Below are 23,004 nucleotides of genomic sequence, written 5' to 3' on the forward strand. Positions count from 1 at the left end.
CGCCCACAAACACGGCGCCGCCCTGAAGACTGATGCCGTACCTGTAGGAGCGGCCTTGTGTCGCGAAAGGGGCGCAAAGCGCCCCCGGCAATCCCGAATCAGCCCCCGCCCACAAACACGGCGCCGACCTGAAGGCTGATGCCGTACCTGTAGGAGCGGCCTTGTAGTGGTCCAGTTTTTTTGGACCACGACGTAGGAGCTTTTAGGCCGCCAGCTCCTCAAAAGTAGCTGGTGGCAGATCGTTCGAAGCGTAGTGACAGCGGTGATGGTTGTAGTGAGCAATAAACTCCATCACATCTTTCTCCGCCTCTCTGTGATTTGTATAACCATCCTCCGGTACCCAGTCCTGCTTCAACGTCCTGAAGTAGCGTTCTACAACGGCGTTATCCCAGCAATTGGCTCGTCGGCTCATGCTCTGCACGATACTCTTTTCAGCCAAATACCCTACAAAACGATCAGAGGTGTACTGACACCCTGGTCAGAATGAAACATCAATCCAGAACCCGGTTTGCGCAGGGCAACAGCTAACCGCAAGGCCCGGAGCGAGAGATCGGTATCAGCTGTTTTCGAACAGGCCCAACCCACGATCCGGCGGGGAAAACAGGTCCATCACCACTGCCATGTACAGCCAGCGTCCACCTGCCCGTATGTAGGTGATATCTCCCGCCCACCGCACGTTGGGATGCACGGGGTTGAAGCGGCGATCCAGGAGATTGGCAGCTGTAGGGGCTGGTTTCGTGGCTCGCCGATAATGCGCGTAGCGCGGGCGTTTCCAGTGCAGATCCAGCCTCTTCATCAAGCTACGCATGCGATAGCGCCCGACCGCAAACCCTTTTTTTCGCAGTTCCTTGGAAAAACCTCGACTACCCAAAGCACCGCGAAATGTCCTGTGCAATTGGCGTATTTCCTTTTCCAGGCGTCGCTCAATGGGCTTGATCAGCCGAGGCTTACGGCTCGCGTAGTGACTGCTACGTGGCACGCTCAGAAGTCGACACAAATGACGCGTGGACAGTCGGCCCTTGAGCCGTGCGATCACTTTCTTCGGCAGAACAGTGCCCTCAGATGAGAGGGCAACTGCTTTTTTAGAACGTCGTTCTCGGCCTCCAGCAGCTCTAGTCTGGCCTTCAGTGAATCAATGAGTTCCTGGTCTTGAGGCCGAGTCGTTTGCGTGGCTCCTTCATGCTCCTTGCGCCATGCTCGAACCCAGCGTCGCAGGGCTGTAGGCCCTACTCCCATCTGCTCACATGCCTTGGGCACGGAGTAGTTCATTTCCACGACTAAGCGAACAGCTTCGGCCTTTTCTTCAGCAGGAACGTTACGAAAACCCATGATGCGTCCTTAGGTTGATGCTCCTACATCATGGTCCAAAAACATTGAGCCACAACACCTTGTGTCGCGAAAGGGGCGCAAAGCGCCCCCGGCAACCTCGAATCAGCCCCCGCCCACAAACACGGCGCCGCCCTGAAGGCTGCTGCCGTACCTGTAGGAGCGGCCTTGTGTCGCGAAAGGGGCGCAAAGCGCCCCCGGCAACCCCAAATCAGCCCCCGCCCACAAACACGGCGCCGACCTGAAGGCTGATGCCGTACCTGTAGGAGCGGCCTTGTGTCGCGAAAGGGGCGCAAAGCGCCCCCGGCAATCGCGAATCAGAACCCTACACTGGCCTGCACATAGAACGTACGCGGCTCACCCACATAGATGCCGGCATTGTTGTCGCTGGAGCGGGTGAAATACTGCTTGTCGAACAGGTTCTTCACCCCCGCCGCCAGCTTCAGGTTCGACAGCTGTGGGCCGAATCCATACCCGCCACGGGCATGCCAGGTCACGTACCCCGGAATATCGCCATACTGCCCGTCGGCGCTCGGCTCGGTGATGTAGTTGCCGTTGAAGCTGCCATTGGCGTTCATCCCGGTGCCCGGCGCGCGCTGCTTCGACTGGGCGTAGGCATCCAGGTTCCAGGTCCAGCGGTTGACCTGGTAGCGCAACCCGGCGGTGGCCACCTGGCGCGAATAGAACGGCAGGTCGCGGCCCTTGAACCCAGGAATCTCGCCTTCGTAGGTGGCACGGGTATAGGTGTACCCGGCATTCACCGACAACCCTTGCAGGCGCGGGTCCAGGCCGGACAGGTCGTAGCGCGCCGAGGCCTCGATGCCCTGGTGCTTGGTCGCCCCCAGGTTGGTCCAGCCGATATCGTTGCTGATGTACTGCAACTCATCGTCGAAATCGATGTAGAACGCAGTCAGTTCACCTGCCCAATGACCGTTGTCATAGCGCGTGCCGATCTCGTAGGTCTTGGCCTTCTCCGGCTCCAGGCCGTTGGCAGTGCTGTCGCCGCTGCCGCCCTGGCCGAGCTGGAAATACTGCAAGCTGCCGAACGAAGTCTCGTAGTTGGCGAACAGCTTCCAGGCGTCGGACAGGTGGTACATCACGCTCAATGCCGGCAGCGGCTCGTTGCTGGTGATGCTGCGATTCTTCTCCGCCACCGGACGCTGGTTGGCGTCCAGCACCGGGCGATCGCGCCAGTCGGTGTTGATGTGCTCGAAGCGTATGCCCGGGGTGATGGTCCAGTTGCCCACGTCGATCTTGTCGTCGATGTAGTAGGCACTGGCCTCGGTGCCGCCGCTGCGGTCCTGGAACACATGGCCATCGGAGGTCGGGGTCACGGTCGGCACATTGTCGATCAGCGCCAGGCGGGTGGACTGCTCGCGCATGGCTTCCTTCAGGTAGCGATAGCCAACGCTGACTTCCTGGGTGGTCGGGCCGACGAAGAAGATTCGCGACAGCCGCGGCTCGATGGCGAAGGTGTGGTAGTTGCGCGGGTAGGATGACAGGGTCTTCATGTCGCGCGCGGCAATGGCGCTGCCGCGGAAACTGTCGGTGTAGTAGGTCAGTACCTCGAACTGGGTGGCGTCGTCGATCTGCCGCAGCCACTTGAACGACACATCCTTGCGCCGGCCACTGAAGTAGTCGTAGTCGCGCAGCGACTGGTAGGGGTTATGGTCGTACTGGGCCTGGGTCAGGCCGCCGGGCATGTCGGCGCGGCCATCGTAGTAGTGGAAATTGAGCCAGAACTCGTCGACATCGGTCGGTGCCCAGTGGGTCTTGAGCATCACGTCGTCGATGTCGTTGCCGTTGTTGCGCTCGCGGTAGCCATTGCCGTTGACCCCGGTGTACAGCAGGGCCACGCCCATGCCGTTGTCGGCGGTGCCACCGACGAAGGCCGACTCGGTGTGCTTCCAGCCCCCATGACGCGAGGTTTCCACAGTGGTCGACAGCTCGCCGGTGGCCTTCTCGGGAATCGCCCGAGTGACGAAGTTGATCACCCCACCGACGTTCTGCGGGCCATAGCGCACGGACCCGGCGCCGCGCACCACGTCGATGCTGTCGAGGTTGCCCGAGGAGATCGGCGCCATCGACAACTGCGGCTGGCCATAGGGGGCGAAGGCCGCCGGGATGCCGTCGATCAGCACCGTGGAGCGTGGCGACAGGCGCGAGGTCAGGCCGCGCACCCCCACGTTCAGCGACAAGTCGCTGCCGCCGGTGCCGTTGGAATCCTGCACCTGCACGCCCGGAATACCGCGCAGCACATCGCGCACGTTCATCGCGCCCTGCTCGACCATCGCCTCGCGCCGGACCACGGTGCGCGCGCCAGGGTGGTTCTGCACCACGCTCTGGTCGGCATCGCCCAGCCAGTCACCCACCACCTTGATGTCGGTCGGCGCCAGCTCCAGGCTGCCGGTGGCCTGGGCGCCGGCGCTTTCGGCCGGCTTGAGCACCACGGTGTCGGCGGATTGCTCGAAGGTCAGCCCGCTGCCTTGCAGCAGTTGCTGCAGCGCCTGTTCCGGCGCCCACTCGCCCGACACCGCCGGGGCCTGCTTGCCGGCCACCAGTTGCGGGCTGAAAAACAGTTGCAGGTGGGTCTGCTGGCCGAGTTGCTGCAAGGCGCCAGCCAGGGGCTGGGCCGCGATATGCAAGGTGTCGGCATAGCTGTTGCCTGCCGCGGCACTGACCGCCAAGGCCAGCGCCAGGCGGCGCAGCGGGAGAAGGGGCTTATTGTTGTTCACGTCTTCGAGGGGTCCTGAGAGTCGGGATGAACGCCAACTGCATGCGAATGTAAATGCTTGGCAGTTGCAGCTGGCGGGGAAGACGAACGAACGGAAAAAAACCTGAATCTATTTCGCGATTATTTCGCTGGAGCCGTCCGCGTGCTGGCGCACAGCTACCGGCAGAATGTTCGGCAGGGCCCGCAACAAGGCATCCGGGTCATCGCTGCTGAAGGTGCTCGACAGGCGCAGGTTGGCCACCTTGCCCGGCGCCACCCGCAGTGGCTGGGTGCGGTAGCGCGACACTTCGGCCACCACTTCACCAAGCGGGGCGTTGTCGAACACCAGCTTGCCGTGGCGCCAGGCGGTCAGTGCATTGGCATCGATGGCATAGGGCGCGGCGACCTGGCCCTGCGGGTCGATATGCGCCCCCTGGCCCGCCGTCAGTTGTGCCCGCGAGGCTCCAGCACCCTGCACCCGCACCGAGCCCTGCTCCACCGCCACCCGGGTGCTGTGCGCATCCTGGCGCACGTCGAAGCGGGTCCCGGTAACGGTCACCTGGCCTTGCGCGGTACTGACCACGAATGGCCGACTGCTGTCATGGGCGACGATGAACATCGCCTCGCCCCGGCTCAGTTGCACATGGCGACGGCCAGCCGAGAACGCCACCTGCAACTGGGTGGCGCTGTTGAGTTCCAGCTGCGAACCGTCGGGCAACTCGACCCGGCGGCGTTCACCCAGCGCGGTGCTCAGGGTGTCGTGGTGGTTGAGCTGCCGGTACTGCCAACCACTCCAGCCCAGGCCCAACGCCGCCAACGCGAGCCCCGCCGCCAAGGCCTGGCGCAACAGCCGCCGACGCGGCAACTGGCGCACCGGCTGCGCCTGACACAGCGCAGCCAGGCGCTGGCGCGGGATCAAGTCGGCCGCCCGCCACAGGTGGTCCAGGCGCGCATACTCCTCGGCGTGCCGAGGGTCCTGCGCCAGCCACTGCTCCAAGGCCAGGCGCAAGGCCGGGTCCTGTGGCGCATCCTGGACCCGGGCGAACCAGGCGGCCGCCTGCTCGCCCACGGGGTGCTGTTTCATCAATGGGGTCTCCTGACTCATCCTGCCGACACATCCAGGTGCTCACGCAGATGTCGGAGCGTGCGGATCATATACTTTTCGACCATGTTCTTGGTCAAACCCATGCGCTCGGCGATCTCCGCCTGGGTCAGCCCCTCCAGTTTCTGCCAGACGAACACCCGCCGGCAGTTCAGCGGCAGCTCGGCCAGCGCCCGCTCGACGCGGTCGGCCAGCTCCAGGGCGTGCATGTAGGTTTCCGGGTCGCAAGCCTCGGCGGGTTGCGTGAAGGCCTCCAGCGCCAGGGCCTGGCGCCGGTCCTCGCGGCGATAGCCGTCCACGGCGATATTGCGCGCGGTCTGGTGCAGGTAGGCGCGCGGCTGCTCGACCTGTTCACGCGGGTTTTCCAGCACGCGGACGAAGGCATCGTGGGTGAGGTCCTCGGCCTGCTGACGACTGCGCAACTTGCGCGTCCAGGTGCCGATCAGCTCGTGGTAGTGGTCGAGGAAGCCTTTGTGTCCGGACACGGTCGGTTCGTCAGGGAGGCAGAATAGGTTGCGAATAGTAATGTTTCGCATCAACCACAGCAATAACTGCCTGCCCGCATCGGATGGCTCACCGCCGGCGGAACTTCAGGTGGCTGTCGAACAGTGCGCATCCAACCTCCAGCACATCCATGGTGAAGGTCAAAGGATTGGGGCGCTTGATCCCGACATAATGATCGTCCCAACTGTCCCGTGTCGCCACACTCAACAGCGCCTTGCCGGGCGCGGCCAGGGTGACATTCCGATAGGTCCGCTGCTCGGGCACCTGCAGCTTGGCGTCGTCCACCCGGACCCGCCACAACACGGGATTGGTGCTGCTGACGTAGAACCCGATGCTGTTGCTGAAGCTCAGGTCCCAGATCGCATGATGCGAATCGCCCGGGGCACTTTCCAGGGTACGGACCTGGTACCCGGCATCGCGCCCCTCGAAATAGCCAAGCCAGAAACGCTGTGGCGGCTCGGCGCTGAACGGGCTCGTCAGGGTCAACCAGTTGTTGCGCCGCGTGCGCGGGAGCCCTTCGACGGAGTCGAGATAACCCGAATAGCCGGGAGTGGTCGAAAGGAACGTGGCAATGAAGGATCGCTCTTGAACATATCGCATGGGAAATATCGGAATCAGTTGAATGAGAGCCCAGGCTAGCGGGCATCCATTTGCAGATTCAGCGTGAGGCCTTTCCCTTGCGCCCCCCCACGCAGGCGATCTTCCCGCGCTCTGCGTTGAAAAAAATGTCGATTTCATCTGAAAAAACGGGGCTTGGCGCGTGGCCATAAATATGAACACCCAGCGCAGGCAAGCACTCATCGAAGTGGCACCGACCAACGGTCATACGCGCATTCTTCAGGGGTTTTGCAGCGAAACCCAAGGCATCGTGCAAAAAACGGAGCTTCCAGCCAATCGCAGCCAGATCGCCACCTGTTCCACAATTTTTTACGTTTTGCCACCGCCGAGGAACATCAGCGGGCCAGGCTGGTCGGTTATTGCAGGCACAGGGTGGCCAAACCAGGCCAACACCCCCTCCTCGGCTGTTGATCTTGCCGGTTTCACGTCCTAAAGTGCGCGCCGAACGTCCATGCTGGAAACGATCCATCCGGCTCAAGTACTGACGACGAGACAGCAAGGTCACCCGCCGCCCTTTCCGGCACGGTTGACCTTTTTGCTTTCGGCGACATGCCTTGGGAAGTAGGCGAACCAAAGTGGGGATACGGAGGGCGTTCAGTTTGCTGCCACTTACCTTTTCAGTTTGCCCATGGAGCCCTCGAGCATGTCGATCCAGGTCGAAGACTATTTCGCGCGTGACACTTTCCAGAAGATGAAGGCGTTCGCCGACAAGCAGGAAACCCCGTTCGTACTCATCGATACCCAGATGATCAGCCAGGCCTATGACGACCTGCGCGCAGGTTTCGAATTCGCCAAGGTCTACTACGCGGTCAAGGCCAACCCGGCCGTGGAAATCATCGACCTGCTCAAAGAGAAAGGTTCGAGCTTCGACATCGCCTCGATCTACGAGCTGGACAAGGTCCTCGGCCGTGGCGTCAGCGCCGACCGCATCAGCTATGGCAATACCATCAAGAAGTCCAAGGACATCCGCTACTTCTATGACAAGGGCGTGCGCCTGTACGCCACCGACTCCGAAGCCGACCTGCGCAACATCGCCAAGGCCGCGCCGGGCTCGAAAGTCTATGTGCGCATCCTCACCGAAGGCTCCACCACCGCCGACTGGCCGCTGTCGCGCAAGTTCGGCTGCCAGACCGACATGGCCATGGACCTGCTGATCCTCGCCCGCGACCTGGGCCTGGTGCCATACGGCATCTCCTTCCACGTCGGCTCCCAGCAGCGTGACATCAGCGTCTGGGACGCAGCCATCGCCAAGGTCAAGGTGATCTTCGAGCGCCTCAAGCAAGAAGACGGCATCGAGCTGAAGCTGATCAACATGGGCGGTGGCTTCCCGGCCAACTACATCACCCGCACCAACAGCCTGGAAACCTACGCCGAGGAAATCATCCGCTTCCTCAAGGAAGACTTCGGCGACGACCTGCCGGAAATCATCCTCGAGCCAGGCCGCTCGCTGATCGCCAACGCCGGTATCCTGGTCAGCGAAGTGGTGCTGGTGGCGCGCAAGTCGCGCACCGCCGTCGAGCGCTGGATCTACACCGACGTGGGCAAGTTCTCCGGCCTGATCGAAACCATGGACGAGGCGATCAAGTTCCCGATCTGGACCGAGAAGAAAGGTGAAACCGAGGAAGTGGTGATCGCCGGCCCGACCTGCGACAGCGCCGACATCATGTACGAGAACTACAAGTACGGCCTGCCGCTGAACCTGGCCATCGGTGACCGCCTGTACTGGTTGTCGACCGGTGCCTACACCACCAGCTACAGCGCGGTGGAGTTCAATGGCTTCCCGCCGCTGAAGGCCTACTACCTGTAATGCACGACGGGGCCGCAAGGCCCCGTTTTCATTTACCGACTCGCACACCACCTCGCCCCCTGTAGGAGCGGCCTTGTGTCGCGAAAGGGCCGCAGAGCGGCCCCGGCGATCTTTGCATCAGCAATGAAATCTTGGGGCCGCTGCGCGGCCATTTCGCGACACAAGGCCGCTCCTACAGGGATTGCATCAGTCCTAAAATCTGTGCTGCTCGATCTCCTCGGCATACCGCGCCGCAAAGGCCTCCAGCACCGGCCCCGCGCCCTGCAACGTCACCAGCGCGCTACGCAGGAAGTTCAGGTTGCCCTCGACCCGCGCCCGCTCCAGCCACGGCCCAGCCTCGGCAACCTCGCCGCGCTCGACCAGCACCAGCGCCAGGCTGAACATCCCGCGAAAATCCCCCGCCTCGGCTGAACGGCGATACCAGCGCACCGCCCGCGCCGGGCTCGCGGTGGTGGCAATGCCCTGCTCCAGGTAACGCCCATACAGGTTCATCGACTTGGCATGCCCCAACTGGGCCGCCTGTTCGTAGCACCCCAGCGCCTGGGCCTGGTTGGCCGGCACGCCACGTCCGGTAGCCAGCAGGTTGCCCAGGTTGTACATGCCCCAGTCCAGCCCGGCATCCGCCGCGTGGGCGTAATGAATAGCGGCCTGCGCCAGGTTCACCTCGCCGCCCCAGCCGTGCTCCAGGCAACGCCCGAGCATGTTGTGGGCCATGGCGCTGCCGCCCTGGGCGGCAATGCCGAACCAGCGCCGGGCGACCACTTCATCAGCTTCGATGCCTTGCCCATCGAGCAGGATCTGCCCCAGCAACAGCTGGGCCTCGAGCACTCCCTGCCCGGCTGCGGCGAGGATCGCCTGGGCCGCCTGGCCCGGGCTGTGCTCGAGCATTGCCCGCAGCCCGGCCGCGTCCACCACCTCTTCACGGCGCAATTGATAAGACACGATTCAGACCTCGGCCCAGCGGCGCAGCAGGTTGTGGTAGGTGCCAGTCAGCTGCAGCAGCGAGGGGTGCTCGGGCACATCGGCGCCGAGCTGGCGGATGGCATTGTCCATCTCGAACAGCAAGGTGCGCTGGCTGTCCTCGCGAACCAGGCTCTGGGTCCAGAAGAACGCGGCATAGCGCGCGCCCCGGGTCACCGGGTTGACCTTGTGCAGGCTGGTGCCGGGGTACAGTACCAGGTCGCCGGCGGCCAGCTTGACCTCGCGCACGCCATAGGTGTCCTGGATCACCAGTTCGCCGCCGTCGTAGCTGTGCGGGTCGCTCAGGAACAGCGTCGAGGACAGGTCGGTGCGCACCCGCTCGGCACTGCCCTTGGGCTGGCGCAGGGCATTGTCGATATGAAAGTCGAAGCTGCCGCCCTCGCGATAGCAATTGATCAACGGCGGGAACACCTTGTGCGGCAGCGCCGCCGACATGAACAGCGGGTTGCGCCACAGGCGGTCGATCAACGCGCCGCCGATCTCCTTGGCCAGCGCATGGCCCTCGGGCAGTTGCAGGTTGTGCTTGGCCTTGGCCGACTGATAGCCCGCGGTGACCTTGCCATCGGCCCAGTCGGCCTGCTCCAGGGCCTCGCGGATACGCAAGATTTCGTCGGCATCGAACAGCCCGGGAATATGAAGCAGCATGGCAACGGCACCTGATGGGCAAGGAGTAAGGGCGCAATGATATTGATTACCTTTTACGCAGGACAAGCCCCCGGCATTGATCCACGACGTATGACCCCGTAAAAACCGTAAGGTGAAATTGTAAAGAATGTAAATTTCTAGCGAATGGTAACGCTTCTCAATTGTTCCTTACATTCGCTTACATTATCATCCGCGGCCTTCATACCTTGGGGAAGGTCCATCACCATGCGTCACGTGCCAACCGCTGTGAGTTCACCACGCCTGCTCGTTTCCGCCATTGGCGTCGCCGTTACCACCGCCGCTGCAGCTCAGGTTGCATCCGCCGCGCAAGCCAACGATGCTGCCATTTCGCTAGATGCGACCAGCGTGAACGCGACGCAGGACACCACCAGCTACAAGGCCGATACTGCCAGCTCGAAAAAGTACACGGCGCCACTGCGCGAAACCCCAAAGAGTGTCACCGTCATCCCGCAACAAGTGATTCGTGATACCGGCGCAACCACCTTGGTAGATGCGCTGCGTACGACGCCAGGCATCACCTTCGGCGCTGGCGAAGGCGGCAACCCTGCCGGCGACCGCCCGATCATCCGTGGCTTCAACGCCGAGAGCGACGTTTTCGTCGACGGCATGCGAGACGTCGCCTCGCAAAGCCGGGAAATCTTCAACGTCGAATCGGTCGAAGTCAGTAAAGGTCCTGGTTCGGCCTTCACTGGCGCGGGCTCCACAGGTGGCAGCCTGAACCTGGTCACCAAAACAGCAAAGCTGGGTGATGCTTATAACGGTGGGTTCACCTGGGGTAGCGATCAAACCAAGCGCACCACGCTGGATCTGAACAAGCAAATGACCGACAGTTCGGCATTTCGCTTGAACCTGATGAAGCACGAAGCCAACGTCGCGGGTCGCGATGGCGTGGATGTAAGCCGTTGGGGTGTTGCCCCGTCTTTCGCCTTTGGCCTGGGTACCGATACCCGCGTGACGGTAGGCTACTACCACCTCAAGACCGACGATATGCCGGACTACGGTATCCCACTGACGCGCAGCGCCACGCGCAGCAAATACAACGTGGACAAGCCCGCGCATGTCGACCGTGACAACTTCTACGGTCTCAACAGCCGCGACTACCGCAAGACCAGCAACGACAGCGGGACCATCCGGATCGAGCACGATCTGAACGACAACTTGACGCTGTCCAATAGCTTCCGGATGTCGCGCTCGACGCTCGACTACATCGTGACCAACCCTGATGACAGCAAGGGCAACGTTGCCAACGGCACCGTCTATCGGTCCACCAAGAACCGCAACTCCACCTCTAAGGGCTGGGTCAACCAGACCGACCTCAGCGCCAAGTTCAACACCGGGTTCATCGAGCACAGCCTGGTTACAGGCCTGGAGTTCACCTACAGCGACACACACAACCGTGGCTATGTAATCACCTCCAGTGCCGGTACAGGCACAACCTGCAACCCTGCTCTGCTAGGTTCAGGTGACTGCACCAGCCTGTACGATCCGTCTCCGAAGGACGGTTGGTCGGGCACCATCACCGACAGCCCGGCCTATACCGACACCGACACCAAAACCCGCGCCGCTTACGTTTTCGATACGCTGACATTCAATGAGCAGTGGTCGCTGAACCTTGGTCTGCGCTATGACGATTACCAGACCAAATCCAGCGGTTACAGCACCGGCGGACGCGGCTCAGTGGCCGGTGACTTCTCCCGTGAGAACAATGCGCACCTGTGGAACTACCAACTGGGTGTAGTCTACAAACCGCTGCCCAATGGCAGCATCTACGCAGCCTGGTCGACCTCCAGCAACCCATCGGGTGAGACCAGCGGCAATGGCGGCTTAGAACTCGCGGCCAACAACAGCAACCTCGATCCAGAACGCAACCGCAACTATGAGATCGGAACCAAGTGGGACTTCTTCGACGAAAACCTCTCGCTGACAGCAGCGCTGTTCCGGACCGACAAGACCAACGCACGCGTGACTGACCCAGACAACGCCACCTACCAGGTACTGGACGGAGAACAACGCGTCCAAGGGTTGGAACTGACCTATGCCGGCAATCTGACCAGCAAATGGAAGGTCTATGGCGGCTACACCTACATGGAAAGTGAAATCGTCAAGACCACCACCGCTGCAAACCAAGGCAACCACATGCCAAGCACGCCGCGGAACAACTTCACCTTCTGGTCAACCTACGACATTGTTCCTCAACTGACGGTCGGCGCCGGCGCAACCTTCGTCGATTCACGCTTCGGGGATGAGGCCAACTCTGTCGAGGTGCCGTCCTACTGGCGTTATGACGCGATGGCAACCTATCGTCTGACCAAGAACGTCGACCTGCAGTTGAATCTGCAAAACCTTACGGACAAACGCTACTTCGACCAAGTGTTTTCCACCCACTACGCACACGTTGCAGCGGGTCGTACAGCACTCATGAGCGCCAACTTCCACTTCTGATGGTGTGACAAAAAGCCCCGTTCATTCCCATGAACGGGGCTTTCGCATATCAAGGCATAATGCACGCCGCGCACCAGGCGGCCAGACAAGGTAATCGATGTGGTGAAGAAGACGCTGTTCCAAGTGCACTGGTTCTTTGGCATCAGCGCCGGCCTGGTGCTGGCGCTGATGGGCATCACCGGGGCCATCTGGTCGTTCCAGGAAGAGCTGCTGCGCGCGTTCAACGCCGAAGTGCTCAAGGTCGAGGTGCGCGAGCAAGGCGTGCTGCCACCGGCCGAACTGGTACGCCGGGTCGAAGCCGCCGAAGGCGACAAGGTGTCGATGCTCTGGGTCGATACCCGCGAAGGCAACGCCGCGCGGATCTTCTTCATGCCCGCGCCCGGCGAGCGCCGCGGCCAACTGCGCTATGCCGACCCCTACACCGGCGAGCTCAAGGGCGAAGTCGCCGGGCTGGGTTTCTTCAACCTCATGCTCAACCTGCACCGTTTCCTGGCGATGGGCGACAGCGGCCGGCAGATCACCGGCGCCTGCACCCTGATGCTGATCTTCTTCTGCCTGTCCGGCCTGTACCTGCGCTGGCCGCGCAAGGCCTTGAACTGGCGCACCTGGCTGACCCTGGACTGGGCCAAGAAAGGCCGCGCGTTCAACTGGGACCTGCATGCGGTGTTCGGCACCTGGTGCCTGCTGTTCTACCTGCTGTTCGCCTTGACCGGGCTGTTCTGGTCCTACGAGTGGTACCGCGAAGGCCTGAACCGCCTGCTGGCCGACCAGCCAACCGCCGGGGCACAGAAACGCGGTGAAGGCCGTGGCGGACGCCATGGGCCACCCAAGGCGGACAAGAACGCGCCGCCGTTGCTGGTCGACTACGACGCCATCTGGGCCAACCTCAAGGAGGCCGCCGGCCCGAACCTTGCCAGCTATAACCTGCGCCTGCCGCCGGTTGGCGGCCAACCGGCGACCCTGTTCTACCTGCTGCAAGGCGCCGAGCATGAGCGGGCCTTCAACACCCTCACCCTTGATCCGGCCACCGGCGTAATCAAGCGCCACGAGCGCTATACCGACAAATCGTTCAAGGCCCAGTTGCTGCAGAGCGTCTACGCCCTGCACGTGGGCAGCTACTTCGGCCTGCCGGGGCGCATCATCGTCACCCTGGCCAGCCTGAGCATGCCGTTGTTCTTCGTCACCGGCTGGCTGCTGTACCTCGACCGCCGCCGCAAGAAACGCCAGGTCCGTGCCGCCCGCGGCGCAGTGGGGAGCACGGCCAGCACTGGCGACAGCTGGCTGATCGGCTTCGCCAGCCAGAGCGGGCTGGCCGAGCAACTGGCCTGGCAGAGCGCCGGCCAGTTGCAGGCCGTAGGCTTGCCGGTCCAGGTGCGTCCACTGGCCGAACTGGGCGAGCCCGAGTTGCGCCAGGCCAAGCGCGCCTTGTTCGTGGTCAGCACCTTCGGCGACGGCGAAGCGCCGGACAGCGCTCGTGGCTTTGAACGCAAGGTGCTGGGCCAACCCTGGGCGCTGGAACACCTCAACTACGCCCTGCTGGCCCTGGGCGACCGCCAGTATCCGCACTTCTGCGGCTTCGCCCGGCGGCTCCAGGCCTGGCTCGGCGAGCGCGGCGCCAGCAATGCCTTCAGCCCGGTGGAGGTGGACAACGCCGACCCCGCCGCGCTACGACTGTGGCAACAAGAACTGGCGCAATTGACCGGAGCCCGCCCGGTCGCCGCCTGGCAACCGCCAAGCTTCGGCAACTGGCGCCTGGTGCGCCGCGACTTGCTGAACCCTGGCAGCCAGGGCGCCCCGGTATACCTGCTGGGCCTGCAAGCCGAAACACCCTGCACGTGGGATGCCGGTGACCTGATCGAGATCCTGCCACGCAACGGCCAGCCCCGTGTCGATGCCTTCCTGGCCGGCCTGGGCCTCGACCCAGGCAGCCCGGTGCGGCTCGAAGGTCTGCAGGAGACCCTGGCGCAGGCCCTGGCCACCCGCCAGTTGCCGGTCAGTCGCGAACACCTGGTCGGCCTGCATGCCCAGGCACTGGTCGATGCCCTGATCCCGCTGACCACCCGTGAATACTCGATTGCCTCCATCGCCAGCGATGGCGTGCTGGAGCTGATCGTGCGCCAGGAGCGCCACGCCGATGGCAACCTGGGCCTGGGCTCCGGCTGGCTGACCGAGCACCTACCATTGGAACGCAGTGTCAGCGCACGCTTGCGTCGCAATAGCGGCTTCCACTTGCCCGCCGAGTCGGCGCCCTTGGTGCTGATCGGCAATGGCACCGGCCTGGCTGGTCTGCGCAGCCTGCTCAAGGCGCGCATCGCTGCCGGCGAGCAGCGCAACTGGCTGCTGTTCGGCGAACGCAACCGCGCCCACGATCTGCTGTGTGGCGACGAGTTGCACGGCTGGCTGGAGCGCGGCGACCTGCAACGACTGGACCTGGCGTTCTCCCGCGACCAGGCCGAGAAGGTCTATGTGCAGGATGTGCTGTTGCAGCAGGCCGCCGAGTTCAAGCGTTGGATCGACACTGGCGCCTGCGTGTATGTCTGCGGCAGCCTGCAAGGGATGGCCGCTGGGGTGGATGCGGCGTTGCAGGGAATCCTCGGTGAAGCGTTCGTGCAGCAGTTGATCGAGGATGGGCGGTATCGGCGGGATGTGTATTGAGCACATCGCGCGGTATCCCCTCGTAGCGTGAACTGTAGGAGCCAGCCTTGCTGGCGAAGCAAACACCGCGGTGCTTGGCACCGGCTACGCCGGTGTTCGCCGGCAAGCCGGCTCCTACCCAAAATGCGCTGCGGTGCTGGCACCCACGGCGGTCACCTCTTCAATGCAATTCGAAGGTATCGGCATCCAGGTTGGCCGGGAAACGCGCGCGGTACGCCGCCAGCTCCGCCGCGCGCAGCACCACGGTGAACACACCGTCGGCCTCGCCCGCGCTCAACAGGCTCTCGCCCTGGAAGTCGAGCACCTGGCTGTCGCCTGAATAGGCAAAGCCCTTGCCATCGGTGCCCACCCGGTTCACCGCGGCCACGAAGCACAGGTTCTCGATGCCCCGCGCCGGCAACAGGCGGTTCCAGTGCAGACGGCGCGCCGCCGGCCAGTTGGCGGTGTACAGCAGCAGGTCGGTGTCCTGGGCGTCGCGGCTCCACACCGGGAAACGCAGGTCGTAGCAGATCAGCGGACGAATGCGCCAGCCCTTGAGCTCGAACTGCACCTGGCGCTCGCCTGGGGTGTAGTGCTTGTGTTCACCGGCCATGCGGAACAGGTGGCGCTTGTCGTAGTGCAGGATTTCGCCATCGGGCCGCGCCCACAACAGGCGGTTGCGGTGGCTGCCGTCGGCGGCCTGGATGATCACGCTGCCGGTAATCACCGCATTGGCCTTTTTCGCCTGGGCCTTGAGCCACTTGTAGGTGGGGCCGTTCTCCGGCTCGGCGAGCTGCTCGGAGTCCATCGAAAAACCGGTGGTGAACATCTCTGGCAGGATCACCAGGTCGACCTCGCCGGCCTGCGCGATCATCTCCTCGAAATGCGCGTAGTTCGCTTCGCGGTCGTGCCAGGCCAGGGTGGTCTGCACCAGGGCGATTTTCAGGTTCGGCAGTTGGCTCAGATCGCGCATAGTTTCTCCGCTGCCTGGCGCAGCGTCTCCTCGCGTTTGGCAAAGCACAGGCGTACCAGGCGTTGCTCGGGGATGGGTTGCTGGTAGAACACCGACACCGGGATGCAGGCCACGCCATGCTCGCGGGTCAGCCACAGGGCCATGTCGACATCGTTGAGGTCGGGGCGGATCTGCGAATAGTCGACCAGTTGGAAATAGGTACCCGGGGTGCGGGTGAAGGTGAAACGCGAGCCTTGCAGCAAGTCGCAGAACAAGTCGCGCTTGGCCTGGTAGAAGCCCGGCAGTTCATCGATATGCTCGGGGTGCTCGGCCATGAAGTCGGCCAGGGCGCACTGCAACGGCGTGACGCCGCAGAAGTTGACGTACTGGTGCACCTTGCGCAGCTCGGCACTCAGGGCCGGCGGCGCGACCACGTAGCCGGTCTTCCAGCCGGTGACGTGGTAGGTCTTGCCGAACGAGCTGATGACGAATGCCCGTGCATAGAGCTGCGCGTGGGCCAGCACGCTGGCGTGGCGCACGCCGTCGTAGATCAGGTGCTCGTACACCTCGTCGCTGACCAGGTAGATGTCGCGGTCCTCGATCAGCCGCGCCAGCTGGTCCAGGTCGTCGCGGCTGATCAGCGCGCCACTGGGGTTGTGCGGCGAGTTGAGGATGACCATGCGCGTACGCGGGCTGAGGGCGTCGCTGAAACGCTGCCAGTCGATGCTGAAGCTGCCGTCGCGCAGTGGCACATGCACGCAGCGCCCGCCCGCCAGCTCTACCGAGGGTTCGTAGCTGTCATAGCTGGGGTCGAAGACGATCACCTCGTCGCCGGGGTGGATCACCGCCTGGATCGCGCAGAAGATCGCCTCGGTGGCACCTGGGGTGATGGTCACTTCCTGGTCGGCGTCCACCTGCGCGCCATACAACCGGGCGATCTTCGCCGCCACCTGCTGGCGCAGGGCCGGCAAGCCGGTCATCGGCGAGTACTGGTTGTGCCCGGCGGCCACGTGGCGGCCAACGGCATCGAGCAAGGCCTGGGGGCCGTTGAAGTCAGGGAAGCCCTGGGAAAGATTCAGCGCACCGGTTTGCATGGCCAGTTGCGACATGGTGGTGAAGATGGTCGTGCCGACGTTCGGCAGTTTGCTGCGGATCATGAAGCCCTCTTTCCTGGGGTTGGTCCGGCACGGGGTGGAATCCGAGCATAGCGGATCGAGCAGTCAGGAAAAAGGTTGAAACAATAGGGGGATTGCGTTGGGTCAACGCGTAGCCGGGAGATCAATGTCCACGCGCTTTCCTGTAGGAGCGGCCTTGCGTCGCGAAAGGGCTGCGCAGCAGCCCCAGGGTTCAGCAGGACTGCAAGATAGCCGGGGCTGCCATGCAGCCCTTTCGCGACACAAGGCCGCTCCTACAAAGATTGCGCGCGCTTATCAGCGCTTGTCGCGGCGTTTCTTCTCGGCCTTCTTGTGGTGCGACATCAAGCGACGCTTCTTGTTGACCTGACGATCGGTGAGGGTGTTCTTCTTGCCCTCGTACGGGTTGTCCCCTCCCTTGTACTCGATGCGGATCGGCGTGCCGACCAGCTTGAGCACCCGGCGGTAGGTGTTCTCCAGGTAACGCGAGTAGGAGTTGGGGATCTTGTCGGTCTGGTTGCCGTGGATCACGATCAGCGGCGGGTTGGCGCCACCGAGGTGGGCATAGCGCAGCTTGATCCGGCGGCCGTTGACCAGCGGCGGCTGGTGCACGCTGATGGCGTCTTCGAGGATCTGCGTCAGGCGGCTGGTCGGCCAGCGGGTGACTGCCGACTTGAACGCGGCCTGCACCGACTTGTACAGGTGGCCCACGCCGGTGCCATGCAGCGCAGAAATGAAGTGGATGTCGGCGAAGTCGACGAAGAACAGCCGGCGCTCCAGCTCGGTCTTCACGTAGTCGCGCTCGCCCGACTCCATGCCATCCCACTTGTTCAGGGCGATGACCACGGCACGCCCGGCGTCGAGGGCGAAGCCCAGCAGGTTCAGGTCATGGTCGACCACGCCTTCGCGGGCGTCCATGACGAAGATCACCACGTTGGCGTCCTTGATCGCCTGCAGCGTCTTGACCACCGAGAACTTCTCGACTTCCTCGTGGATCTTGCCGCGCTTGCGCACGCCGGCGGTGTCGATGAAGGTGTACTTCTCGCCATCACGCTCGAACGGGATGTAGATACTGTCGCGGGTGGTGCCCGGCTGGTCGTACACCACCACGCGCTCTTCGCCGAGCATGCGGTTGACCAGGGTCGACTTGCCGACGTTGGGGCGGCCGATGATGGCGATCTTGATGCCATCCTTCTCGCTCGGGCCTGGAATGCGCGTGGCTTCCTCGCCTTCGGCGACGTCCTCGTCGAGGGCTTCTTCCTCAGGGTCGCGTGGGATATGGCCGAGCAGCGACTCCATCAGGGCGTTGATGCCACGGCCCTGGGAACCGGCCACCGGGATGGCGTTGCCCATGCCCAGCGGCGAGAACTCGGCGCGGGCGATATCGGGGTCGATGTTGTCGATCTTGTTGGCGACCAGCACCGCTTCCTTGTTCCGCTTGCGCAGATGGTCGGCGATCATCTGGTCGGCAGCGGTCATGCCGGCGCGGGCATCGACCAGGAACAACACGTAGTCGGCTTCCTCGATGGCCATCAGCGACTGCTCGGCCATCTTCTCGTCCATGCCCACTTCGTCACCGGTGATACCGCCGGTGTCGATGAGGATGTAGGAACGACCCTGCCAGCTGGCATCGCCGTACTGGCGGTCACGGGTCAGGCCCGACAGGTCGCCGACGATGGCATCGCGGGTCTTGGTCAGGCGGTTGAACATGGTGGATTTGCCGACGTTCGGCCGGCCCACCAGGGCGATTACGGGAACCATGCGGCTCTCCACTCTTGAATTCTTGAAAATGCAAAGGCCGCTGCAAGGCAGCGGCCGGTATTCGGGGGCGCATCGTGCGCCGCAGCCCGGGGCCGGTCAGAGCCCCAAGCTTAGCTTCAGCGGATGGTCAGTGCCTCGAGCTTGCCGCTGTTGCCAAAGACGTAGATGGTGTCGCCGACCACCAGGGGCCGGGCGCGCAGGCCATCGCTGTCGATACGCTCACGGCCGACGAAGCGACCATCGACCTGGCTGAGCAGGTGCAGGTAACCCTCGAAGTCACCCACCGCCACGTAGCTGGAGAACACTTCCGGCGCCGACAGTTGCCGGCGGGCCATGCTGTCGTTGCTCCACAACGCGCTGGAGGAACGTTCATCGACACCCTCGACGGTGCCCGAAGCCAGGCTCACGTAGACGTTGCCGAAGCCTTGGGCGACACCGACATAGCTGCTGGCATCGCGCTGCCAGAGCACCCGACCGCTGTCCACGTCCAGGCCGGCGACGCGGCCTTGATAGGTGCTGACGTACAGGGTGCCGCCGGACAGCAGCAGGCCGCCGTCGATGTCGACCACCCGGTCCAGCTCGGAACGGCCCTGCGGGATGGCCACGCGGCTTTCCCACACTGGCACGCCGTTGCTGATGTCCACCGCCACCACCTTGCCGGTGGACAGGCCAGCGATGGCCAGGCGATTGGTCACCACCGGGGCACCGGTGCCACGCAGGGTCAGTACCGCCGGGCTGCTCTCGTAGATCCAGCGGCGGTCGCCGGTGGCGGCGTCCAGGCCAATCAGGCGGTCGTCCTGGGTCTGTACCACCACCACGTCGCCGTTGTTGGCCGGCGGTGCCAGCACTTCGCTGGTGACCCGGGAACGCCAGCGTTCCTCACCGGTGCTCGCGTCCAGGGCAACCACTTCACCCTTGAGGGTACCGAGCATGACCAGGCCATAGCCGACGCCGACCGCGCCGGATACCGGCAGCTCCAGGTCCTGCTTCCACACCACGTCGCCGTTGACGCGGTTGAGGGCGAACACCTTGCCGGTGACGTCGGCCGCGTAGATGCGATCGTTCTCGATGGCCGGTACCAGGGTGTTGTAGGTTTCGCCCTGGCCGTCACCGATCGAACGGCTCCACTGCTTCTTGAGCACCACTTCCTCGGTGAACTTGGTCAGCTCGGCCGGGGGCAGTTCCTTCTTGCTGTTGCTGCTGCAACCCGCGGCCAGTACGGCGAGGGTGAGCACAGCTGCTGTTTTCCAACCCTTCACTTCAGGCGTCCCCTTTGGCCAGGTCATCCAGCTTCAGTTGCAGGCCACCGATCGCGGCGTCGTCGGACAGCGCGGCCTTGGCTTTTTCGTAGGCGCTGTGCGCGTCGTCGGCACGACCCAGCTGGACCAGCAGGTCGCCCTTGAGTTCTTCACGGCTGGCCTGGAAGGCCTTGTCGGTATCACCGTCGAGCAGCTTGAGCGCGTCCTCGGCCTTGTCCTGGGCCGCGAGCACGCGGGCCAGGCGCTGGCGGGCGATCTCGCCCAGGGTGGCATCGGCCGGTTTTTCCATCACGCCCTTGAGCTCGCTGGCAGCATCGTCCAGCTTGCCGCTCTCGACCGCGACCTTGGCCACGAACAGGCTGCCGTACTGGGCATAGGCGCTGCCGCCAAACTCACTCTTGAGCTTGCTCGACAGCTCGGCGACCTTGGTCGCATCCGGCTTGCCGTCAGGGGTCAGCGAGGTTTCCAGCAGGGCCTGGTACAGCGCCGAGGCACCTTGCGACTGGTTGGCCTGGTACTTGTGCCAGGTCTGCCAGCCCATCACCACCACGCCGGCCAGCAAGGCACCGGTCAGCAGCGGCTTGCCGTTGCGGTTCCACCAGTCCTTGATCCCTGCCAGATCATCATCATCGGTACTCGACACCCCAATACTCCTTTTCGCCTATTCGCTTGTTGAACCGCGTTACGCTTGCGCGATCGCGGTTTCCAGGTGCTCAGCCAGAGCAGCCCAGGCAATGTTCTGTTGTTCGCCCTGGCCACGCAGGGGCTTGAGGCCGATTTCTTGCTTGGCCAGTTCGTCGTCACCCAGGATCAAGGCGAACAAGGCGCCGCTCTTGTCGGCTTTCTTGAACTGGCTCTTGAAGCTGCCTGCACCGGCGTTGACCGCCAGGCGCAGGCCCGGCAGGCGATCGCGCAGGCCTTCGCTCAGGCGCAGGGCGGCCAGCTCGGCTTGTTCACCGAAGGCACACAGGTACACATCGAGGGTGCGGCTGAGCGACTCGGGCACCTTGCCCAGGGTCTCCAGCAGCAGGATCAGGCGCTCGATGCCCATGGCGAAACCAACGCCCGGGGTCGGCTTGCCGCCCATCTGCTCGACCAGGCCGTCATAGCGGCCACCGGCGCAGACGGTGCCCTGGGCGCCGAGCTTGTCGGTGACCCACTCGAACACGGTCTTGCTGTAGTAATCCAGGCCGCGCACCAGCTTGGTGTTGATCACGAACGGAATGCCGGCGGCGTCGAGACGGGCCTTGAGGCCCTCGAAGTGCACGCGGGATGCTTCGTCCAGGTAGTCTTCCAGCTTCGGCGCGCCGACCAGCACCGCCTGGGTGTTCTGGTCCTTGCTGTCGAGGATGCGCAGTGGGTTGCTCTTCAGGCGGCGCTGGCTGTCTTCGTCCAGTTGCTCGAGGCGGGCGCTGAGGTAGTCGACCAGCGCGTCGCGGTAGCGCGCGCGGGCTTCACTGGTGCCCAGGCTGTTGAGCTGCAGTTCGACGGCATCCTGGATGCCGAGCAGGCCCCACAGGCGCCAGGTCAGCATGATCAGCTCGGCATCGACGTCCGGGCCGTCGAGGTTGAACACCTCCACGCCGATCTGGTGGAACTGGCGGTAGCGGCCTTTCTGCGGGCGCTCGTGGCGGAACATCTGGCCGATGTACCAGAGTTTCTGCACCTGGCCGTTGCCGGTGATGCCATGCTCGAGCACGGCGCGCACGCAGGCGGCGGTGCCCTCGGGGCGCAGGGTCAGCGAATCGCCGTTGCGGTCCTCGAAGGTGTACATCTCTTTTTCGACGATGTCGGTGACTTCACCAATCGAGCGCTTGAACAGCTCGGTGAACTCGACGATCGGCGTGCGGATCTGGCTGTAGCCGTAGCTGTCCAGCAAGCCGGCCACGGTGCCCTCGAAGTAGCGCCACAGCGGCGACTGGTCGGGCAGGATGTCGTTCATGCCACGAATGGCTTGCAGCGATTTGCTCACGAATAGTCCTTACGAATCTGTGCTCAGCCGCGGGCGATCAGCGCCGCGTCGGCCTCGGCCTTCTCGGCCGCTTTCTGGCGGATGAGCTTTTCCAGCTCGTCGACCAGGTTGTCGTTGTTCAGTTTCTGCGACGGCTTGCCATCGATGTACACCAGGTTCGGCGTGCCACCGGTCAGGCCCACGTGCGACTCCTTGGCTTCGCCCGGGCCGTTGACCACACAGCCGATCACCGCCACGTCCAGCGGCACCAGCAGGTCTTCCAGGCGCCCTTCCAGCTCGTTCATGGTCTTGACCACATCGAAGTTCTGCCGCGAGCAGCTCGGGCAGGCGATGAAGTTGATGCCGCGCGAGCGCAGGTGCAGCGACTTGAGGATGTCGTAGCCGACCTTCACTTCCTCGACCGGGTCGGCCGCCAGCGAAATGCGAATGGTGTCGCCGATGCCTTCGGCCAGCAGCATACCGAGGCCGACGGCGGATTTCACCGTCCCCGAGCGCAGGCCACCGGCTTCGGTGATGCCCAGATGCAGCGGCTGGATGATCTGCTTGGCCAGCAGGCGGTAGGCTTCGACGGCCATGAACACGTCCGAGGCCTTGACGCTGACCTTGAAGTCCTGGAAGTCGAGGCGGTCGAGGTGCTCGACATGGCGCAGCGCCGATTCGACCAGCGCGGCCGGGGTCGGCTCGCCGTACTTCTTCTGCAGGTCTTTTTCCAGGGAGCCGGCGTTGACCCCAATACGAATCGGGATGCCACGGTCGCGGGCGGCATCGACCACAGCCCGCACGCGGTCTTCGCGGCCGATGTTGCCCGGGTTGATGCGCAGGCAGTCGACACCCAGCTCAGCCACGCGCAGGGCGATCTTGTAGTCGAAGTGAATGTCGGCGACCAGCGGCACGCTGACCCGCTGCTTGATACGGCCGAACGCCTCGGCGGCGTCCATGTCCGGCACCGACACGCGGACGATGTCCACGCCGGCATCGACCAGGCGCTGGATCTGCGCCACGGTGGCGGCCACGTCGTTGGTGTCGGTGTTGGTCATGCTCTGCACCGCGATGGGGGCATCGCCACCCACCGGCACATTGCCGACCCAGATTTTGCGGGATTCGCGACGTTTGATCGGAGATTCGCCGTGCATG

Annotated in this window: 20 protein-coding genes; 4 read left to right on the forward strand and 16 right to left on the reverse strand. The window is 63.6% G+C overall.

Translation table 11 applies throughout. The annotated features are described in order from the left end of the window. Positions 1–202: 202 nt before the first annotated feature. From KSS95_RS23090 to KSS95_RS23120, 7 genes are all read right to left on the reverse strand, one after another. Positions 203–412 carry an integrase core domain-containing protein gene (locus tag KSS95_RS23090; RefSeq protein WP_217849990.1) on the reverse strand — a complete coding sequence of 70 codons (210 nt, stop codon included), beginning with the start codon at positions 410–412 and terminating at the stop codon, positions 203–205. Positions 413–556: 144 nt separating this feature from the next. Further along, positions 557–979: an IS3 family transposase gene (locus KSS95_RS23095; protein ID WP_217849992.1), complete on the reverse strand. Its 423-nt coding sequence runs from the start codon at positions 977–979 to the stop codon at positions 557–559. Positions 980–1,032: 53 nt separating this feature from the next. Further along, on the reverse strand, positions 1,033–1,329 hold the full coding sequence (locus tag KSS95_RS23100) for a transposase (RefSeq protein WP_217848088.1): 297 nt from the start codon (positions 1,327–1,329) through the stop codon (positions 1,033–1,035). Between the two features lie 314 nt (positions 1,330–1,643). Beyond that, on the reverse strand, positions 1,644–4,061 hold the full coding sequence (locus tag KSS95_RS23105) for a TonB-dependent siderophore receptor (protein WP_217849994.1): 2,418 nt from the start codon (positions 4,059–4,061) through the stop codon (positions 1,644–1,646). A gap of 108 nt (positions 4,062–4,169) precedes the next feature. Then, positions 4,170–5,123: a FecR family protein gene (locus KSS95_RS23110; RefSeq protein ID WP_217849996.1), complete on the reverse strand. Its 954-nt coding sequence runs from the start codon at positions 5,121–5,123 to the stop codon at positions 4,170–4,172. A 17-nt stretch (positions 5,124–5,140) separates the two neighbouring features. Next, the gene (locus tag KSS95_RS23115; protein WP_217849998.1) at positions 5,141–5,677 is read right to left on the reverse strand and encodes a sigma-70 family RNA polymerase sigma factor; all 537 of its coding nucleotides are present in this window, start codon (positions 5,675–5,677) and stop codon (positions 5,141–5,143) included. 37 nt (positions 5,678–5,714) lie between these two features. Then, positions 5,715–6,245, reverse strand: a complete 531-nt coding sequence (locus KSS95_RS23120; RefSeq protein WP_217850000.1) for a hypothetical protein — start codon at positions 6,243–6,245, stop codon at positions 5,715–5,717. A 172-nt stretch (positions 6,246–6,417) separates the two neighbouring features. Between KSS95_RS23120 and KSS95_RS23125 the strand changes: the two genes are divergently transcribed. Both KSS95_RS23125 and KSS95_RS23130 read left to right on the forward strand, forming a co-directional pair. Beyond that, positions 6,418–6,696 carry a hypothetical protein gene (locus KSS95_RS23125; protein WP_217850001.1) on the forward strand — a complete coding sequence of 93 codons (279 nt, stop codon included), beginning with the start codon at positions 6,418–6,420 and terminating at the stop codon, positions 6,694–6,696. A gap of 210 nt (positions 6,697–6,906) precedes the next feature. Continuing rightward, complete coding sequence (locus KSS95_RS23130; protein ID WP_217850003.1) at positions 6,907–8,070, forward strand: type III PLP-dependent enzyme; 1,164 nt, start codon at positions 6,907–6,909, stop codon at positions 8,068–8,070. 192 nt (positions 8,071–8,262) lie between these two features. On the opposite strand, the gene KSS95_RS23135 is transcribed toward KSS95_RS23130, so the two are convergent. Both KSS95_RS23135 and KSS95_RS23140 read right to left on the reverse strand, forming a co-directional pair. Further along, complete coding sequence (locus KSS95_RS23135; RefSeq protein WP_217850005.1) at positions 8,263–9,012, reverse strand: tetratricopeptide repeat protein; 750 nt, start codon at positions 9,010–9,012, stop codon at positions 8,263–8,265. Between the two features lie 3 nt (positions 9,013–9,015). Then, positions 9,016–9,696 carry a Fe2+-dependent dioxygenase gene (locus KSS95_RS23140; RefSeq protein WP_217850006.1) on the reverse strand — a complete coding sequence of 227 codons (681 nt, stop codon included), beginning with the start codon at positions 9,694–9,696 and terminating at the stop codon, positions 9,016–9,018. Between the two features lie 225 nt (positions 9,697–9,921). On the opposite strand from KSS95_RS23140, the gene KSS95_RS23145 reads away from it, so the two are divergent. Then, a complete protein-coding gene (locus KSS95_RS23145) occupies positions 9,922–12,159 on the forward strand; it encodes a TonB-dependent receptor (RefSeq protein ID WP_217850008.1) in 2,238 nt (745 codons plus the stop codon). 99 nt (positions 12,160–12,258) lie between these two features. Beyond that, complete coding sequence (locus tag KSS95_RS23150) at positions 12,259–14,814, forward strand: sulfite reductase flavoprotein subunit alpha (RefSeq protein ID WP_217850016.1); 2,556 nt, start codon at positions 12,259–12,261, stop codon at positions 14,812–14,814. A 160-nt stretch (positions 14,815–14,974) separates the two neighbouring features. Here KSS95_RS23150 and KSS95_RS23155 read toward each other — a convergent pair whose 3' ends face one another. The 7 genes from KSS95_RS23155 to ispG all read right to left on the reverse strand — a co-directional run bounded on the left by KSS95_RS23155 (position 14,975) and on the right by ispG (position 23,003). After that, on the reverse strand, positions 14,975–15,766 hold the full coding sequence (locus KSS95_RS23155) for an amidohydrolase (protein WP_217850018.1): 792 nt from the start codon (positions 15,764–15,766) through the stop codon (positions 14,975–14,977). Beyond that, the gene (locus tag KSS95_RS23160) at positions 15,754–16,902 is read right to left on the reverse strand and encodes a pyridoxal phosphate-dependent aminotransferase (RefSeq protein WP_217850024.1); all 1,149 of its coding nucleotides are present in this window, start codon (positions 16,900–16,902) and stop codon (positions 15,754–15,756) included. Before KSS95_RS23160 ends, KSS95_RS23155 begins: the two co-directional genes overlap by 13 nt. 273 nt (positions 16,903–17,175) lie before the next feature. Next, the gene (der, locus tag KSS95_RS23165; RefSeq protein WP_134689978.1) at positions 17,176–18,639 is read right to left on the reverse strand and encodes a ribosome biogenesis GTPase Der; all 1,464 of its coding nucleotides are present in this window, start codon (positions 18,637–18,639) and stop codon (positions 17,176–17,178) included. Between the two features lie 116 nt (positions 18,640–18,755). Beyond that, the gene (bamB, locus tag KSS95_RS23170) at positions 18,756–19,925 is read right to left on the reverse strand and encodes an outer membrane protein assembly factor BamB (RefSeq protein WP_437179565.1); all 1,170 of its coding nucleotides are present in this window, start codon (positions 19,923–19,925) and stop codon (positions 18,756–18,758) included. Further along, positions 19,900–20,541 carry a tetratricopeptide repeat protein gene (locus KSS95_RS23175; RefSeq protein WP_134689980.1) on the reverse strand — a complete coding sequence of 214 codons (642 nt, stop codon included), beginning with the start codon at positions 20,539–20,541 and terminating at the stop codon, positions 19,900–19,902. The genes bamB and KSS95_RS23175 overlap by 26 nt, the downstream gene beginning before the upstream one ends. 39 nt (positions 20,542–20,580) lie before the next feature. Then, positions 20,581–21,870, reverse strand: coding sequence for a histidine--tRNA ligase (gene hisS, locus KSS95_RS23180; RefSeq protein WP_217850028.1), 1,290 nt, complete (start codon positions 21,868–21,870; stop codon positions 20,581–20,583). A 23-nt stretch (positions 21,871–21,893) separates the two neighbouring features. Then, a complete protein-coding gene (gene ispG, locus KSS95_RS23185; protein WP_217850030.1) occupies positions 21,894–23,003 on the reverse strand; it encodes a flavodoxin-dependent (E)-4-hydroxy-3-methylbut-2-enyl-diphosphate synthase in 1,110 nt (369 codons plus the stop codon). Position 23,004: the final 1 nt, after the last annotated feature.

The organism is Pseudomonas muyukensis, assembly GCF_019139535.1.
GTDB lineage: Bacteria > Pseudomonadota > Gammaproteobacteria > Pseudomonadales > Pseudomonadaceae > Aquipseudomonas > Aquipseudomonas muyukensis.

Bases quoted from the DNA above. Each gene is read 5' to 3' on its own strand.
- KSS95_RS23090 (WP_217849990.1), bottom strand. From the start codon at position 412: ATGAGCCGACGAGCCAATTGCTGGGATAACGCCGTTGTAGAACGCTAC.
- KSS95_RS23100 (WP_217848088.1), bottom strand. From the start codon at position 1,329: ATGGGTTTTCGTAACGTTCCTGCTGAAGAAAAGGCCGAAGCTGTTCGC.
- KSS95_RS23110 (WP_217849996.1), bottom strand. From the start codon at position 5,123: ATGAAACAGCACCCCGTGGGCGAGCAGGCGGCCGCCTGGTTCGCCCGG.
- KSS95_RS23115 (WP_217849998.1), bottom strand. From the start codon at position 5,677: ATGCGAAACATTACTATTCGCAACCTATTCTGCCTCCCTGACGAACCG.
- KSS95_RS23120 (WP_217850000.1), bottom strand. From the start codon at position 6,245: ATGCGATATGTTCAAGAGCGATCCTTCATTGCCACGTTCCTTTCGACC.
- KSS95_RS23125 (WP_217850001.1), top strand. From the start codon at position 6,418: ATGAACACCCAGCGCAGGCAAGCACTCATCGAAGTGGCACCGACCAAC.
- KSS95_RS23130 (WP_217850003.1), top strand. From the start codon at position 6,907: ATGTCGATCCAGGTCGAAGACTATTTCGCGCGTGACACTTTCCAGAAG.
- KSS95_RS23140 (WP_217850006.1), bottom strand. From the start codon at position 9,696: ATGCTGCTTCATATTCCCGGGCTGTTCGATGCCGACGAAATCTTGCGT.
- KSS95_RS23145 (WP_217850008.1), top strand. From the start codon at position 9,922: ATGCGTCACGTGCCAACCGCTGTGAGTTCACCACGCCTGCTCGTTTCC.
- KSS95_RS23155 (WP_217850018.1), bottom strand. From the start codon at position 15,766: ATGCGCGATCTGAGCCAACTGCCGAACCTGAAAATCGCCCTGGTGCAG.
- KSS95_RS23160 (WP_217850024.1), bottom strand. From the start codon at position 16,902: ATGATCCGCAGCAAACTGCCGAACGTCGGCACGACCATCTTCACCACC.
- der (WP_134689978.1), bottom strand. From the start codon at position 18,639: ATGGTTCCCGTAATCGCCCTGGTGGGCCGGCCGAACGTCGGCAAATCC.
- bamB (WP_437179565.1), bottom strand. From the start codon at position 19,925: ATGACCTGGCCAAAGGGGACGCCTGAAGTGAAGGGTTGGAAAACAGCA.
- ispG (WP_217850030.1), bottom strand. From the start codon at position 23,003: ATGCACGGCGAATCTCCGATCAAACGTCGCGAATCCCGCAAAATCTGG.